Annotated in this window: 9 protein-coding genes and 1 pseudogene; 8 read left to right on the forward strand and 2 right to left on the reverse strand. The window is 71.8% G+C overall.

What is annotated here, in order from left to right; translation table 11 throughout:
- The first annotated feature begins 2 nt into the window (after positions 1-2).
- Entirely contained in the window at positions 3-1,217 is a 1,215-nt protein-coding gene (locus AB0M46_RS02750; RefSeq protein WP_363332504.1) for a dihydrolipoamide acetyltransferase family protein, read from the forward strand.
- Here the strand turns inward: AB0M46_RS02750 and AB0M46_RS02755 are convergent.
- The gene (locus tag AB0M46_RS02755) at positions 1,177-1,359 is read right to left on the reverse strand and encodes a hypothetical protein (protein ID WP_363332505.1); all 183 of its coding nucleotides are present in this window, start codon (positions 1,357-1,359) and stop codon (positions 1,177-1,179) included. The two genes, AB0M46_RS02750 and AB0M46_RS02755, sit on opposite strands and share 41 nt — an antisense overlap.
- Before the next feature lie 203 nt (positions 1,360-1,562).
- Between AB0M46_RS02755 and AB0M46_RS02760 the strand changes: the two genes are divergently transcribed.
- The 7 genes from AB0M46_RS02760 (at position 1,563) to AB0M46_RS02790 (ending at position 15,770) form a co-directional block, all read left to right on the forward strand.
- The gene (locus AB0M46_RS02760) at positions 1,563-7,169 is read left to right on the forward strand and encodes a GH92 family glycosyl hydrolase (RefSeq protein WP_363332506.1); all 5,607 of its coding nucleotides are present in this window, start codon (positions 1,563-1,565) and stop codon (positions 7,167-7,169) included.
- Positions 7,170-7,380: 211 nt separating this feature from the next.
- On the forward strand, positions 7,381-8,745 hold the full coding sequence (locus tag AB0M46_RS02765) for a glutamine synthetase family protein (protein ID WP_363332507.1): 1,365 nt from the start codon (positions 7,381-7,383) through the stop codon (positions 8,743-8,745).
- A gap of 284 nt (positions 8,746-9,029) precedes the next feature.
- Positions 9,030-9,752, forward strand: a complete 723-nt coding sequence (locus AB0M46_RS02770) for a septum formation family protein (RefSeq protein ID WP_363332508.1) — start codon at positions 9,030-9,032, stop codon at positions 9,750-9,752.
- A 308-nt stretch (positions 9,753-10,060) separates the two neighbouring features.
- Entirely contained in the window at positions 10,061-11,752 is a 1,692-nt protein-coding gene (locus AB0M46_RS02775) for an FAD-dependent oxidoreductase (RefSeq protein WP_363332509.1), read from the forward strand.
- 25 nt (positions 11,753-11,777) lie between these two features.
- Complete coding sequence (locus AB0M46_RS02780) at positions 11,778-13,058, forward strand: cytochrome P450 (RefSeq protein WP_363332511.1); 1,281 nt, start codon at positions 11,778-11,780, stop codon at positions 13,056-13,058.
- A gap of 282 nt (positions 13,059-13,340) precedes the next feature.
- Positions 13,341-14,822: an NCS2 family permease gene (locus AB0M46_RS02785; protein ID WP_363332513.1), complete on the forward strand. Its 1,482-nt coding sequence runs from the start codon at positions 13,341-13,343 to the stop codon at positions 14,820-14,822.
- A 327-nt stretch (positions 14,823-15,149) separates the two neighbouring features.
- Positions 15,150-15,770 (forward strand): cupin domain-containing protein, encoded by a 621-nt coding sequence (locus tag AB0M46_RS02790; protein WP_363332514.1) that lies wholly within the window; start codon positions 15,150-15,152, stop codon positions 15,768-15,770.
- 16 nt (positions 15,771-15,786) lie between these two features.
- Here AB0M46_RS02790 and AB0M46_RS02795 read toward each other — a convergent pair.
- Positions 15,787-16,203 (reverse strand): annotated as a pseudogene (locus tag AB0M46_RS02795) (hypothetical protein); the annotation flags it as partial.

Raw genomic sequence — 16,203 nt, forward strand, 5'->3', positions numbered from 1 at the left:
TCATGATCGACATTCTCATGCCGCGCCTGTCCGACACCATGACCGAGGGTGGCATCTCGGCCTGGCGCAAGAAGCCGGGCGATCCCGTTGCTCCCGGGGACGTTCTCGTCGACATCGAGACCGACAAGGCGATCATGGAGCACGAGGCCTACGAGGCCGGCACCCTCGCCGAGATCCTCGTCCCCGAGGGCGAGAACGCCCCGATCGGCGCCCCCATCGCCCGGATCGACAACGGAACCGGCAATACGGTCGAGACAGAGCGCACGCGGGCCGATACAGCAGCGGCAGCGCCGGCGACTTCCGCGGCCGGTGTCCGTCCGCAGCGACGCGCCGCGACGCCGCTGGTCCGCAGGCTCGCGCGGGAACGCGGCATCGATCTGGGCACGGTGACCGGGACCGGCCCCGGCGGACGCATCATCCGCGCCGATCTCGATGCCGTGCCCGCGGCTGCCGACACGGGCGGCACCGCCCCCGAACCGGTGCGGGCGGACGCTCCCGCCGTACCCACGGCCGATCCACGCGAGCCGCAGCCGGTGCCGTTCGACGCCATCCGTCAGGCCATCGCCGCCCGGCTCACCGAGAGCGCCACGACCACACCCACGTTCACCGCCACCGCCTCGGCCGACGTCGAGGACCTCCTGGCCCTGCGTGCCCAGATCAACCAGGCGTACGGGGACACCGGTGTGAAGGTCAGCGTCAACGACCTCCTCGTGCGCGCCGTTGCGCTCGCGCTGCGCGCGCACCCCGGCGTGAACGCTTCGTACTCGCCGGCCGACCAGGGGTACACGCTGATCCATCACCGGATCCACGTGGGCATCGCGGTCGCCTCCCCCGCCGGACTCCTCGTCCCCGTCATCCGCGACGCCGACCGTGCATCGGTCACCGCCATCGCCGCGTCGACGCGCGAACTCGTGCGCAAGGCCACCGACCGCACGCTCGCCACCACCGACATGCGTGATGGCACGTTCACGATCAGCAACCTCGGCATGTACGGCACCGAGCACTTCACCGCGATCGTCAACCCACCCCAGGGCGCGATCCTCGCGGTCGGCGCCGCGCGCGAGGAGCTGGCCTTGGCCGGCGGAACCGTCGTCGCCCGCAGACGCATGCGCTACACCATCACCGCCGACCACCGCATCATCGACGGTGCACTCGCCGCCCAGTTCCTCGCCACCCTCACCGCTCTGCTCGAGCACCCACTCCGGATCGTCGCGTGAGGCTGAAGAAGGCCGTCGGCGGGTCCGGCCGGTCGAGGAGTTCCGCGACGACGCGGCCGGCGGCCGCCGGGTCGCGCACGCCGTCGCGGACCAGCCGGTCGTCGTACGGCGCGCCGGCCTCCACCAGCGACAACGTTGACAAGGCGATGCGGGCCTTTTGTGCGATTTAATCGCTTCCGCCCGGCCGATTTGCCTCAACCCCAGGGCGGTGAGCTGCGGTGATCATTTCCGTTTCTGGATGATTGCACGGATGTATCTTGACAACGCTGTCAGGCGGCGACAGGCTGGCGATCTCCAATGGGCGCGTTCCCGCGCGCCCGAGATCACCCTCCCCTGGAGCTCCATATGAAGGTGCCCATCGGCGCCCTAGTAGGTTCCCCCCTGTCCCGCCGACGGTTAGCCGGAGCAACCGCACTCCTGCTGCCCGTCGGGCTGCTCGTCGCCGCAACCACCGCAAGCGCCGCGGCGCCGGCCGGCGATTTCAGCTCCTCATTCGAGACCAACGACCAGCGCCCGCCGGCCAGCACCGTCGAGGTCGGCGCGAACGGCAAACCGGTTCAGGGCAACCTGAGCGGATCGAGCCCCACCGGACTGCCCGGCAGCCTGCTCAACCAGGTCAGCGCGGTGACCGCGAGCGCGGAGAACCCGCCGAACGAGACCGCGGCCATGCTCAAGGACGGCAACCCGTCCTCCAAGTGGCTGGCGTTCAATCCGACCGGCTGGGTCGCCTACCGCCTCGCCAATCCCACGACGGTCGTGAAGTACTCGCTGACCTCCGCGGACGACGCGCCGGGCCGCGACCCCAAGGACTTCACCGTGCAGGGGTCGAACGACGGCAGCCAGTGGGCCGACCTCGACCGGCGCACGGGCCAGTCCTTCAGCGGGCGGTTCGCCACCAACACCTACAGCTTCACCAACACCACCGCGTACAGCTACTACCGGCTGAACATCACCGCGAACTCCGGTGACTCGCTGGTCCAGCTCGCCGACTGGGACATCAGCGACGGCTCGAACGCCAAGCCGCCGGCCACCCCGATGGTCAGCGTCGTGGGCTCCGGCCCGGTCAGCGGCTACAACATGCGGCCGAGCACCGGGTTCACCGGGGTGGCTTCGCTGCGCTACGCCGGCGGCGCCGAGACCGACGGCCGCGCGTACGCGACCAACAAGCTCTTCGACGTGAACATCCCCGTCGGGCCGAAGAGCCGGCTGTCCTACAAGATCTTCCCCGAGTACACCAAGCAGGACGCCCAGTACCCGTCCACCTACGCCGCCGTCGACCTGCACTTCACCGACGGCAGCTACCTCAGCGGGCTCTCGGCGCTCGACCAGCACGGGTACGCACTCACCCCCGCCGGGCAGGGCGCCTCGAAGGTGCTCTTCGCCGACCAGTGGAACGCGGTGCAGTCCGACATCGGCGCGGTCGCCAACGGCAAGACGATCGACCGCATCCTGCTCGCCTACGACGACCCGCAGGCCACCGCCGCGACCCGGTTCCAGGGCTGGCTCGACGATGTCACCGTGGCGGGCTCGCCGGTCCCGATCGACGGCTCCAGCCGGACGAACTACGTCGACACCCGGCGCGGAACCAACGCCTCGGGCTCGTTCTCGCGCGGCAACAACCTGCCGCTCTCGTCGATGCCGAACGGCTTCAACTTCTTCACGCCGGTCACCAACGCCACGTCGAACTCGTGGGAGTACGAGTACCAGAAGGCCAACAACTCGGCCAACCTGCCCACGTTGCAGGGCCTCGCGATCTCCCACGAGCCCAGCCCGTGGATGGGCGACCGCAACCAGATGTCGGTCATGCCGGTGCCGGCCGGCGGCTCCCTCACCGGGACGCCGAGCAGCCGGGCCCTCGCGTTCAGCCACAACGACGAGATCGCGCAGCCCGACTTCTACCGGGTCAAGACGACCAACGGCCTGATCGCGCAGATGTCGCCCACGGACCACGGCGGCATCATGCAGTTCACCTTCCCCACGGGGAGCACCGGAAGCCTCGTCTTCTACAACGGCACGTTCACCATCGGCACGGACGGCACCTTCACCGGCTGGGTCGACAACGGCAGTGGCCTGTCCGTCGGTCGCAGCCGGATGTTCGTGTCCGGCACGTTCGACCGGGCGCCGAGGACGACCTCGGCCACGTCCGCCACGTTCGACACCTCGACGAACCAGCAGGTGACGCTGAAGCTCGCGACGTCGTTCCTCTCCGTCGCCCAGGCCCGCAAGAACCTCGACCTGGAGGTCACCGGCCGTAGCTTCGACGAGATCCGGGCCGCCGTGAAGGCGGCGTGGAACGACCGGCTCGGCCGGGTCGACGTGCGCGGCGCGACCGAGACGCAGCTGGTTTCGCTGTACTCGAACCTGTACCGCCTGAACCTGTACCCGAACTCGCAGTCGGAGAACACCGGCACCGCGGACGCGCCGCACTGGCAGTACGCGAGCCCGGTCTCGGCGGCGACCGGCTCGTCGACCGCCACCACCACCGGCGCGAAGATCGTCGACGGGCAGATCTACGTCAACAACGGGTTCTGGGACACCTACCGGACCGTCTGGCCGGCGTACTCGCTGCTGTACCCGGACGTCGCGGCGAAGATCGCCGACGGCTTCGTCCAGCAGTACCGCGACGGCGGGTGGATCGCCCGCTGGTCGTCGCCCGGCTACGCCGACCTGATGACCGGCACCAGTGCGGACGTCGCGCTCGCCGGGGCGTACCTCAACGGCGTGACGCTGCCCGACACGATGGCCGCCTACAACGCGGCGGTCAAGGACGCGACGGTCGCGGCCGGGCGCAGCGGGGTCGGCCGCAAGGGCATCGAGACATCGCTGTTCCTCGGCTACACGCCGACCTCCACCGGCGAGTCGGTGTCGTGGGCGCTGGAAGGATTCATCAACGACTACGGCATCGGCAACATGGCCGCCGCCCTGGCCAAGGACAAGGACACGCCGAAGGAGGAGCGCGACCGTCTCAAGGAGGAGTCGCAGTACTTCCTGCAGCGGGCCCGCAACTACGTCAACCTCTTCGACCCGAACACGAAGTTCTTCCAGGGGCGTAACGCCTCCGGCAAGTTCCTCAACGGCAACCCGCTGGACTGGGGTGGCGTCTACACCGAGACCAACGGCTGGAACTTCGCGTTCACCGCGCAGCAGGACGGCCAGGGCCTGGCCAACCTGTACGGCGGGACGAAGGCGCTGGAGCGCAAGCTCGACGAGTTCTTCGCCACGCCGGAGAACGCCGACCACCCCGGTGGGTACGGCGGCACGATCCACGAGATGCTGGAGGCGCGTGCGGTCCGCATGGGCCAGCTCGGCATGAGCAACCAGCCGTCGCACCACATCCCCTACATGTACAACTACGTGGGTGCGCCGCAGAAGACGCAGGCGATCGTGCGGGAGCTCCTGCAGCGTCTCTACGTCGGCAGCGAGATCGGCCAGGGTTACCTGGGTGACGAGGACAACGGCGAGATGTCGTCGTGGTACGTCCTGAGCGCGCTGGGCCTGTACCCGCTGCAGACCGGCTCGTCGAACTGGGCCATCGGTTCGCCGCTGTTCAGCCAGATGACGGTCCACCGCAAGAGCGGCGACATCGTCGTCAACGCCGCGAACAACAGCACCAAGAACGTCTACGTGCAGAGCGTGAACGTCAACGGCAAGAAGCAGAAGGTCACCTCCATCGACTCGTCCGTTCTCGTGAACGGCGGCACCATCGACTTCCAGATGGGGCCGAACCCGTCGTCGTGGGGCACCGGCAACAACGAAGCGCCGCCGTCGCTGACCAAGGGCAACGCGACGCCGAAGCCGTTGCAGGACACCACCGGCCCCGGTCTCGGCACCGCGACCGCGACCGGCGGACAGGACGCGTCGAAGCTGTTCGACGACTCGTCGACCACGCAGATGACGTTCGCCACCGGCACGCCGCAGATCAACTGGACGTACCGCGGCGACGGCCAGGCGCCGACGTACTACACCCTCACCTCGGGTGCGAAGGCGGGCGACCCGACCGACTGGCAGCTGCAGGGCTCCACCGACGGGATCACCTGGACCACCGTCGACTCCCGCACCGGCCAGACGTTCCCGTGGCGCAACCAGACCCGGCCGTTCCGGATCAGCAACCCGGGGCAGTTCACGCAGTTCCGCCTGGTCGTGACGAAGACCACCGGCGCCGCGCAGGCGAACCTCGCCGAGATCGAGCTGCTGGCCGGCGGCGACGTACAGCTCGGTGGCGGCGCCATCACGGTCACCGCCGTGGACACCGTCCACGCGCTGTCCGAAGCCGCGGTGTCGGTGCCGCTGGCCTCCGTCGTCGGGGGCACCGGGAGCGGTTACCAGGCCACGATCAACTGGGGTGACGGCACGCCGGCCACCCCCGGCACCACGACGCTGAGCTCGCGGGCGGTGTACAACGTCAGCGGCTCGCACACCTACGCCAAGCCCGGCTACTACCAGGCCTCGGTCACGGTGACCGACGGCACGAGCCAGGGCACGGCGACAGTGGGCGTCGACGTGGCCTACGCGCCGAAGTCCAGCCTCACCGCCGCGTTCGACAACGTCTGCATCGGTGACGAGGGCGTCCGGGCGGCCAACTGCGACGCGAAGAACTGGGCGTACGACCGGGCCGCGCTCGCGGCGGCGGGCGTCACCCAGGGCCAGCCGCACGGGGTTCCCGGCACGGCGCTGAACTTCACGCTGCCCGCGGTCCCGGCCGGCGCGCTGGACAACGCGACCGGCAACGCCAACACGATCGTGCTCAACCTGCCGTCCGACGCCAAGAGCATCTCGTTCATCGGCGCCGGCACACAGGGCAACCAGAACACGACCGGCACGGCGACGTTCAGCGACGGCACCACGGCCAACATCCCGATCCAGATGAGCGACTGGACGCTCGGCGGCAACCCCAACGGCACGCCGTCCTACGGCAACATCATCGTGGCCAAGTCCGGGTACCGACTGCTCGGCACGAGCCGGGACGGCGCCCAGCCGTTCCTGTTCTCCACCGCGCCGTACCAGATCCCGGCGGGCAAGACGCTCGTCTCGGTGAAGCTGCCCGCGCAGACCGGTGACCCCGGCTCGACGGGCCGGATCCACGTGTTCGCCATCGCCAACGACGGCACGCCGGCCGCGGCCCTGAAGACCACGGCCCCGAAGGACCAGGCGGCCACCGCCGGGCAGGCTCTCAACGCCGCGCTCGGTTCGGTGACCGGCGGCGTCACCGACGCGACCGGCTACCACGCCAGCGTCCAGTGGGGTGACGGCACGGCTCCGCAGGACGCCACGGTCAACGCGTCCGGTGCGATCAGCGCCACGCACGCCTACGCCCAGACCGGCACCTACACGGTGCACGTGACCGTGTGGGACACGCTGTCGAGCAGCACCGTGACGTTCACCGTGACGGTGGGCGGCCCCGGGGCGCAGCCGACGATCTCGGCCTCGCCGTCCGTCGGCGCCGGTGACACGATCACCGTCAACGGCACCGGGTTCGCCGCCGGCGAGCAGGTGAGCATCACGCTCGACGCGGTGAGCAACGTGACGGTCAAGGCCTCCGCGGCGGGATCGGTGCACGCGTCGCTCGCGGCACCGCGTGACGCGGAGCCCGGCCTGTACGCCGTCACCGCCGAGGGCGCATCCTCGCAGGCCCCGGCGACGGCCACGGTCGAGATGGCCGGGTCGGCCCAGCCGGCGTACCAGCCGGAGGTGACCCTGTCGGACACCGAGGGCCCGCGCGGTACGGCGATCACCGTCGACGGTTCCGGGTTCGCCCGCAACGAGGCGGTCACCATCACCTTCGGTGACGGCCTGCACACCATGACCGTCCGCGCGAACGGCGACGGCGTCATCTCCGCCGTGGCCATCAGCGTTCCGGGCGCGGCGGTACCGGGTTCGACCAGCCTCACGCTGGCGGGCGCGGACTCGGGGGCCAAGGTTGTGCTGCCCTTCACGGTCACCAGCCAGGACTGACCCGAGATAGTCGAAGCCGCCGGTGGGCGGGCCGTGATCGCGGCCCACTCACCGGCGGCTTTCTCGTGGCCCGGTCTCGCCGGCCCGCAGAACGGCGCCGGCGGGTGCCCGGTCTCGCCGGCCCGCAGGACGGCGCCGGTGGGTGAGAAGGCCGGTGAGGCGGGGCGCGGACCCGCGCCCCACCCGCCGCGGTCCGGCGAGAATCACGGGCATGAACCGGCGGGCGACGGCCGAGCAGGACCACGCACGGGCGCGCGACGCGGCCGGCGTGCTCGCCGCCGAGGGGGTCCACGCGGTCGCGATGACGTGGGTCGACAACGCCGGCATCACGAGGGTCAAGTCCGTGCCGGTGCGCCGGCTGCCCGACGCCGCCGTCGAGGGCGTCGGGATGTCGCCGGTGTTCGACGTGTTCCTCGTCGACGACTCGGTGACCACCAGCGCGCACATCGGCGGCCCCACCGGCGACCTGCGCCTCTTCCCCGACCTGGAGCGCCTGACCGTGCTGGCCGCCCAGCCGGGGTGGGCGTGGGCGCCGGTCGACCGCTGGACCCAGGACGGCGCGCCGTACCGTCCGTGCCAGCGCCTGTTCGCGCGGGCGATGGCCGAGCGGGCCGCCGCGGCGGGGCTGACGCTGCGGATGGCGTTCGAGGTGGAGTGGTTCGCCGGGGCCGACGACCCGGACCCGCGGCCGGCGTCCACCGGCCCGGCGTACGGCATGACCCGCGTCGTGGAGCTGTCGTCGTACGCCGTCGACGTGCTCGACGCGCTCGCCGCCCAGGGCGTCACGGTGGAGCAGTTCCACCCGGAGTACGCCCCCGGCCAGCTGGAGCTCTCGATCGCCGCCGCCGACCCGGTCGCCGCCGCCGACCTCAACGTCCTGGTGCGCCAGACGATCCGCGCCGTCTCGGTCCGCCACGGGCTGCGGGTGTCGTTCGCCCCGGTCGTCTCCGCCGGCCAGGTCGGCAACGGCTCGCACCTGCACTTCTCGGTCCACGACGGGCAGGGCAACCTGTTCGCGGGCGGTCCCGGCCCCTACGGCATGACGCAGCGCGGCGAGTCGGTCCTCGCCGGGGTGCTCGACCGGCTGCCGGCGTTGTGCGCCGTCGGCGTCCCGAGCGTGGCCAGCTACCTGCGGCTGGTGCCCCAGCGCTGGGCCGGGGCGTTCCAGTGCTGGGGCCACGAGAACCGCGAGGCCGCGCTGCGCTTCGTCGCCGGCCCGGCGGGCGCCGGCCAGCGGTGCGCCAACGCCGAGCTCAAGGCCTGCGACGGCGCCGCCAACCCGTACCTCGTGGTCGGCGCGGTCTGCGCGATCGCCGCGGACTCGGCCGGCGCCGGCCTGCGGCTGCCGCCCGAGGTGCGTGGCGACCCGGCGTCGCTCGGCCCCGGCGACCAGCCGCCCCGCCTGCCGGCCACGCTGCCGGAGGCGATCGAGCGGCTCCGCGCCGACGCCGGGCTCCGCGACGCCATGGGCGATGCGCTGTTCGAGGCGTTTCTCGCGGTGCGCCGCGGCGAGGCCGAGCTGTTCGCCGGCCGCGAGCCGGCCGACGTCGTCGCCGCGACCCGATGGCGGTACTGAGCGGACGACCTGCTGGAGGGTCTGCGCCTCGGGGCGTCGAGCATCCCTCAGGCGTTACATGCCGTCGCACCAATGAGCACCTGATGTCAAGGCCCGGCGTTGCCATTCCCCGCGGACTGCGATGGTGGTGGGCTTGGCGCGGGCCGGTGGGCGGCAGATGGCTCCGCCGGGGCCATCGCCTACCGCAGCACGGCAGCCGCCCCGCCGGCCTTTCAGGCTCCACAACCCGCCCTCCGGCGAATCGGGGTTGAGCGGACGGCTGCGGGACATTAGTGTGCCCGTCCGTGCGGACGAAGATCCTCATCGGCGGGCTGGCGGTGGCCATGGTCGCGACGGTGGTCCTGTGGTGGCACGAGACATCCGGCGACAGTGGCCTCGGTTGCTACGTGCGCGAGTCCAGCCCATTGGCGCAGTTCGCGTCGGTCCCGGCCAAGACGCGCTCGGTCGGCTGCGACGAGAGCCACGAGTTCGAGGCGATCGGCATGCTCGGGCTGACCGATCCGGAGGGGCTGTGCCGCCGGGAGGCCGAGGAGTTCCTCGGCGGCCCGTGGGAGCTGTCCCGGACGGTCTTGACGACGCTGGGCAGCCACGACCCGATGAATGGCACGCTGATGTGCGCGCTCGCGGAGATCGCCGACACCGACCAGAAGCCCGTCGCGCGATCCGGCAGCCTCCGCAACGGCCTGCGCGGGACCAGACCGCTCGCCATCACCTGCCTGGCCGGCGACGACGACCATGCCCGGTTCATCGACTGCGCGCAGCCGCACGCCGCCGAGTTCGTCGGCACCGTCCCCCGCGGCGAGGACGACGCGACCGAGACCGCCTGCGCGAGCGCCGCCGCGCGGTACCTCGGCTTGCCCAGCCTCGAGCAGCGCACCGATCTGCAGGTCAACTGGCTCAACCGCGACAGCACGCTGTGCCTGGCCGTCGAGGCGACGACCCCCGGCGCCGACGGCACGCTGCGCGGCAGCCTCAAAGGCCGCGGCACGCAACCGCTGCCGCGCTAGAGCCAGCCCCCTCGGTACCGCATGAACTTCAGCTCCCGGTCGCAGATCGCCGCCTGGTACGTGGCGAGCGCCGCCACGAACTGAGGTACTTTCCCGCCTGCCCGGGCCGGCGTCCGCGCCGACGATGGGCGAATGCGTTGCTTCAGCAACCTCGCCGTCCACGCCCTCGCGGCGAGCACCGCCGCGAACTGAGGTATCTCCCCGCCGGCCCCGACCGGCGTCCGCGTGGTCCGTCGTGCGCGGGCGGGTTTGCCGGTGGGACCGCCGGGCAGGACACAGCGGATACCTCTTCTGCTGGGGGTGCGGCCATGCGGGTTGTCGTGAACCTCACGCGCTGCCAGGGTTACGCGCAGTGCGCCTTCCTCGCTCCCGAGGTGTTCCGGATGTCCGGCGCCGAGGCGCTGATGTACGACCCGCAGCCCGACGAGGCGCAGCGTGAGCGGGTGCTGCGGGCGGCCGCCGCCTGCCCCGTGCAGGCCATCCTGGTCGACCACGTCGACGACACGGAGGCCGCGGTGGAGTCCGCGACGACCGGGCCGCCGGTGTCCTCGGGGACGGGCGCATGGTCGCGGGCGGCCGGGTGGCCGCGCACGGCCGGGCGGCCCTCGCCGGACGGGCACGACGCGGCGATCGAGCGGCTCCGCCGGCACGGCCGGATCGTGATCGTGGGCGCGTCGCTGGCCGGCCTGGCCGCCGCGGCGACCCTGCGCCAGGAGGGCTTCACCGGCTCGTTGACGATGATCGGGGACGAGCCGCACCGGCCCTATGACCGGCCGCCGCTGTCCAAGCAGGTCCTCGGCGGGTGGGTGCCGCCGGAGCACACCACGCTCCCCCGGGTCGACGAGCTCAACGCGCGGTGGCTGCTCGGCGTGCCCGCCACCGGGCTGGACCTGGCCGGCAAGAAGGTGCACCTCGGCGACGGCGGCGTCGTCGGCTACGACCGGTTGCTGATCGCCACCGGCACCCGGGCCCGGCCCTGGTTCAACGCGGACGAGGCGGCCCTCGACGGCGTGTTCGTGCTGCGGACCCGCGACGACGCCGCCGCGCTGCGCAACCGGCTGGCCGAAACCCCCCGCCGGGTGCTGGTCATCGGCGGCGGATTCACCGGCTCCGAGGTCGCCTCCACCTGCCGGGACAGGGGCCTGGCGGTCACCCTCGTCGAGCGCGGGCCCACACCCCTGGTCGGCGCGCTGGGCGCGGTGATCGGCGCGGTGGCCGCCGACCTGCAGCGTGCACACGGCGTCGACCTGCGCTGCGGGGTCACGGTCACGCGTCTGGAGGGGGACACCGCCGGGCGGCTGCGCCGCGCCCACCTGTCCGACGGCAGCACCGTGGACGCGGAGGTGGCCGTGGTGGCGTTGGGCGCGGTCCGCAACACCGAGTGGCTCTACGACTGCGGCCTGGCCGTCGGCGAGTGGGGCGTGGGCTGCGACGCCGGCTGCCGGGCCTTCGACGCCGCCGGGCTGGTCACCGACGACGTCTTCGTCGCCGGTGACGTGGCGCGTTTCCCGCACCCGCTGTACGACTACCAGTTCCTGGCCCTGGAGCACTGGGGCAACGCCGTCGCCCAGGCCCACATCGCCGCCCACAACATGATCAGCGTCCCGGCCGAGCGATGGCCGCACCTGGCCGTCCCGGTGTTCTGGTCGGCGCAGTTCGGCACCAACATCAAATCCGTCGGGGTGCCGACCCTCGCCGACCAGGTCGTCGTCGCCCAGGGCTCGGTCGGGCAGCGCCGGTTCGTGGCCGCCTACGGCTACCGGGGCCGCCTGACCGCCGCCGTCGGGTTCAACCAGGGCAAGTGGCTGGAGTCGTACCAGAGCATGATCGAAGCGGGCGCGCCGTTCCCGCCGGATCTGCACGGGGTCGACGAACCGGCCATCGGGCAGCCGGTCGCGGCGCAGATTCCCGGCGACCGCATCCGCAACCGCCACGCCACCGTCTCGGTGACCGGCCACGACCCGAGCGAACGGCGCGCCGAGCTGCTCCACCACCACTGACGCGCCGGCTGGAAAGGCACCGACCATGGCACAGTCCAGCATCTTCGAGCAGATTCTCGACCCCGCCAACCGGGCCGATCCATTCCCGCTGTACGCCGAGCTGCGCAAGACCCCGGTGGCGCGCCAGCCCGACGGCACCTACCTCGTCAGCACCTACGACGAGATCGTCGCGCTGCTGCACGACCACCGGGTCAGCTCCGACCCCCGCAACCACCCCGACCTGGCCGGCACCCCGTCCGCGTCGCAGAACGGCCCGTCCGGGCTGCCGCTGTCCTTCATCTCCCGCGACCCGCCCGAGCACGACCGGCTCCGGGAACTGGCCACGCGGCCGTTCGGGCCGCCACACACCCCCGAGCGCATCGAGGGCATGCGCCCCTGGCTGACCGAGATCGCCGACGGCCTGATCGACAACTTCGCCGGCAGGAGCCGCGTCGACATCGTGGACGAGTTCGCCTACCCGCTGCCGGTGACCGCGATCTGCCGGCTGCTCGGCGTGCCGCGCGAGGACCAGCCGCGCTTCCACCACTGGGCCGACGCGATCATCGATACCGTCGACCCGGCCACCGGCACGTTCGCCGAGCGGCAGCGCAGACGGGCCGAGATCAACGCCGAGCTCGGCGCATACCTCGACGGGCTGGCCGACGCCCACGCCCGCCGGCCCGGCGACGACCTGATGTCCGGCATGCTCACCGACACCGGCCCGGGCGCGCCGATGTCGCGCGCCGACCTGATCAGCACCGCCTCGCTGCTGCTGGTCGCCGGGCACGAGACCACCGTCAACCTCATCGCCAACGGCACGCTCACCCTGCTGCGCCACCCCGACGTGATCGACCGGCTGCGCGACGAGCCCCTGCTGATCACGCCGCTGGTCGAGGAGCTGCTGCGGTACGAGCCCCCGGTGCAGTTCTTGTCCAGCCGTACCACGCTGGCCGACCTCGACATCGCCGGCACCATCATCCCGAAGGGCTCGCCGGTCATCCTGATGCTCGCCGCCGGCAGCCGCGATCCCGCCCGCTTCCCGGACCCCGCCCGCTTCGCCCCCGACCGCACCGACAACGTCCACCTCGGCTACGGCAGCGGCATCCACTACTGCTACGGCGCCCCGCTCGCCAGGGTCGAGACCCAGGTCGCGCTGACCGCCCTGGCCCGCCGCCTGGTACACCCCCGGCTGGTCGCCGACCCGCCGCCGTACCGGCCCAGCCCGATCCTGCGCGGCCCGCGCCATCTGCCCGTCGACATCGATGCCGTTGCCCCGGCGAGCGAGCCGGCGCCCCCCGAACGGGTCCTGCGACCGGCACACCGATGACCCCCACCGCGTCGCGATGGCGCCGCCACCCGTCCCGGGCGTGAGCTTGCCCACCTCGCCTCGAAGCGACACACATTGGCAGGTCAACTGCTGTTCACCGGCGGTTAGAGTGGCGCTGCGAAGCCGTGCCCCGACCAAGGTTCGGCTTCGCAGGGCTGCGCGGGATCCGTGCAGCCCAGTCGTCTCCGACGTTCTCCGGGCCAACCGATGCGGAGCGGCTGCCACCCCCACCGCCCGGCCGGCGCGTCCGGCGGGCCAACCCGGAACGGAGCAGGCCACGCCATGAGCGTGACTACGCAGGATCCTGATATCCCGGTCGAACCAGCGGAACCCGCCGCCCGCGGCCGCCTCGACCGATACTTCGAGATCACTCGCAGGGGCTCGACGGTCAAGCGTGAGGTGCTTGCCGGGCTCACCACCTTCGCGACGATGGCGTACATCGTCGTGCTCAACCCGCTGATCATCGGCACCGCCCCGGACAAGCACGGCAACCTGCTCGGCATCGCGCCGGTCGCCGGGGTCACCGCGCTCGTCGCCGCGGTCATGACGATCATGATGGGTGTCGTCGGCCGGGTCCCGTTCGCCGTGGCGACCGGCCTGGGCCTGAACGCCTTCGTCGCGTACGCCGTCGCCTCCCAGATGAGCTGGGCCGAGGCGATGGGCCTGGTGGTGATCGAGGGTCTGATCATCACCGTGCTGGTGCTGACCGGCTTCCGCAAGGCCGTCTTCAGGGCCATCCCCGCCGAGCTGAAGGCGGCCATCGCCGCCGGCATCGGCCTGTTCATCGCGCTGATCGGCTTCGTCGACGGCGGTCTGGTCCGGCCCAGCACCGGTGTACCGCTGCAGCTCGGCTCGGGCAGCAACGGCACGCTGCACGGCTGGCCCACGGTCGTCTTCGTGGTCGGCCTGCTGGTCACCGGCATCCTGGCCGCGCGCAAGGTGAAGGCCGGCGTGCTGATCGGCATCGTGGCCACCACGGCCTTCGCCGTGATCGTCAACGCGCTCGCCAAGCCCGGTGCGGCCTTCCTCGACGGCAAGCCCAACCCGGACGGGTGGCGGCTCAACGTCCCGACCCTGCCGGACCCGCTGGTCCAGAAGCCCGACCTGCACCTGATCGGCCACGTGTCGTTCAGCGGGTTCGCGCACGTCGGCGTGATGACCGCGCTGCTGCTGGTCTTCACCCTCGTCCTGGCCGACTTCTTCGACGTGATGGGCACCACCGTCGGCCTGGCCAAGCAGGCCAACCTGGCCACCGCGGACGGCACCGACATGCCCCGGCTGGGCAAGGTGCTCTTCGTCGACGGTGTCGCCGCGGTCGCCGGCGGCGCGGGCAGCGCCTCCTCCGCCACCACCTACGTGGAGTCCTCCTCCGGCATCGCGGACGGTGGCCGCACCGGCCTGACCAGCGTGGTCACCGGCGTGCTCTTCCTCGGCGCGCTGCTGCTCACCCCGCTGGTGACGCTGGTGCCGAGCGAGGCCGCCGGCCCGGCCCTGGTGGTCGTCGGCGCGCTGATGATTCGCCAGGTCAAGGACATCGACTTCACCGACGTGGGTGTCGCCGTCCCGGCCTTCCTGACGATGACCCTCATGCCGTTCACCTACTCGATCACCAACGGCATCGGCGCCGGCTTCATCAGCTGGGTGGTGATCCGGGCGGCGCAGGGCAAGGCCCGCCAGATCCACCCGCTGATGTGGGCGGTCGCCATCGCATTCGTGATCTACTTCGGCATCAACCTGGTCAAGGCCGTCACCGGCGTCAGCTGACCGGTCCCCGCCGCGCCCCCGCTGCCCCCGGCCCGAGGCGGCGGGGGCGCGGCATATCCACCCGCGCCCGCCGGCCGTCGCGGTCCGGCCTCCTGCCCTAGCGTCGCGCCGCAGATGCTGCGGTACGTGATGTCTCTGGTCATGGTGGCACTCCCCCAACCGACCGGCATCTGCCTCCCATCATCCGATGTTGTCGCACCCGTGGCGGTTCGGCGAGTCCGGGATCGAGTGGTGCGGCACGGGCACCGCCGATGACGGCGTGCCAGGGGTCCTCGCCGCCGGACGAAGTTCGATAGCATTGAACAAGTTTCGGCAGGAGGTGCGAAGGTGCGCACGACGGCGAGGCAGAACCACGTCGAGGACAACGGGCAGGCGCTGGTCGGTGCGCGGATGCGCCAGTTCCGCAAGGAGCGCGGGCTCACGCTGCGCGGTCTCGCCACCCGCTCCGGCCTGTCCATCGGGTTCCTCTCCCAGGTCGAGCGGGGCATCTCGGCGATCGGTCTGACCGCCCTCAACGGCGTCGCCGCGGCGCTGGACCGCCCGGTCGCCGAGTTCTTCCACACCGACGACGAGGCGGCACCGCCGCCGGCGCCGACCGACGACCTGCCGGACCATTTCACGTTGACCCGCGCCCAGAACGGCGCGACGGAGTACGTCTCCGGCCAGGTCACCTACCGCATGCTCTCCGACCGCGGCCCGCACCTGGTGCTGGAGCCCATGGTCGTGCACATCGCCCCCGGCGGGCGCCGCGAGGAGGCCTACGGACACGCCGGCGAGGAGTTCGCCTACGTGGTGTCGGGGGAACTGCTCTACGAGGTCGACGGCATCGAGCACCGGCTCTTCCCGGGCGACAGCCTGCACCTGCGCTCCAGCACCCCGCACCGGCTCTACAACGACACCGACGGGGTCACCACCGTGGTGTCGGTGGTGACCCCGCGCCTGTTCTAGCGGTTGCTGTTCACTCTCACGTCAAAATTTCGCCGACCGCGTCCATGGTGGCCGCCCAGGCCGGCGTGCGCGGGTCGATCACGTCGAAATGGTCGGCGGCCAGTTCGAGCCGGACCACCCGGTCACCGGCGGCCAGCGCGGCCCGGGCGTAGCGGCGGGACATGTCGACGAGGTCCAGGCCGTCGGCCATCCCCTGCACCACGACCACCGGCACGCCCAGCGGCAGCCGCAGCAGCGGGTCGGCCGCCGCCAGCGCGGCCTCGTCGCCGCGCAGCGCCCCGGCGACCGCCCCGGTGCCGATCCCGCGCCGCTGCCCCTCGCTCAGGTCGAGCACGCCCGCCTGCGACACGACCACCGAGACCGCCCCGGGCGCGTCGGCCTCTACGCCTCGCCCACGGTCGTCAACAACGTCGAGACGATCGCGAGCGTGCCG

It is taken from the genome of Dactylosporangium sp. NPDC051485 (assembly GCF_040682015.1).
Lineage (GTDB): Bacteria > Actinomycetota > Actinomycetes > Mycobacteriales > Micromonosporaceae > Dactylosporangium.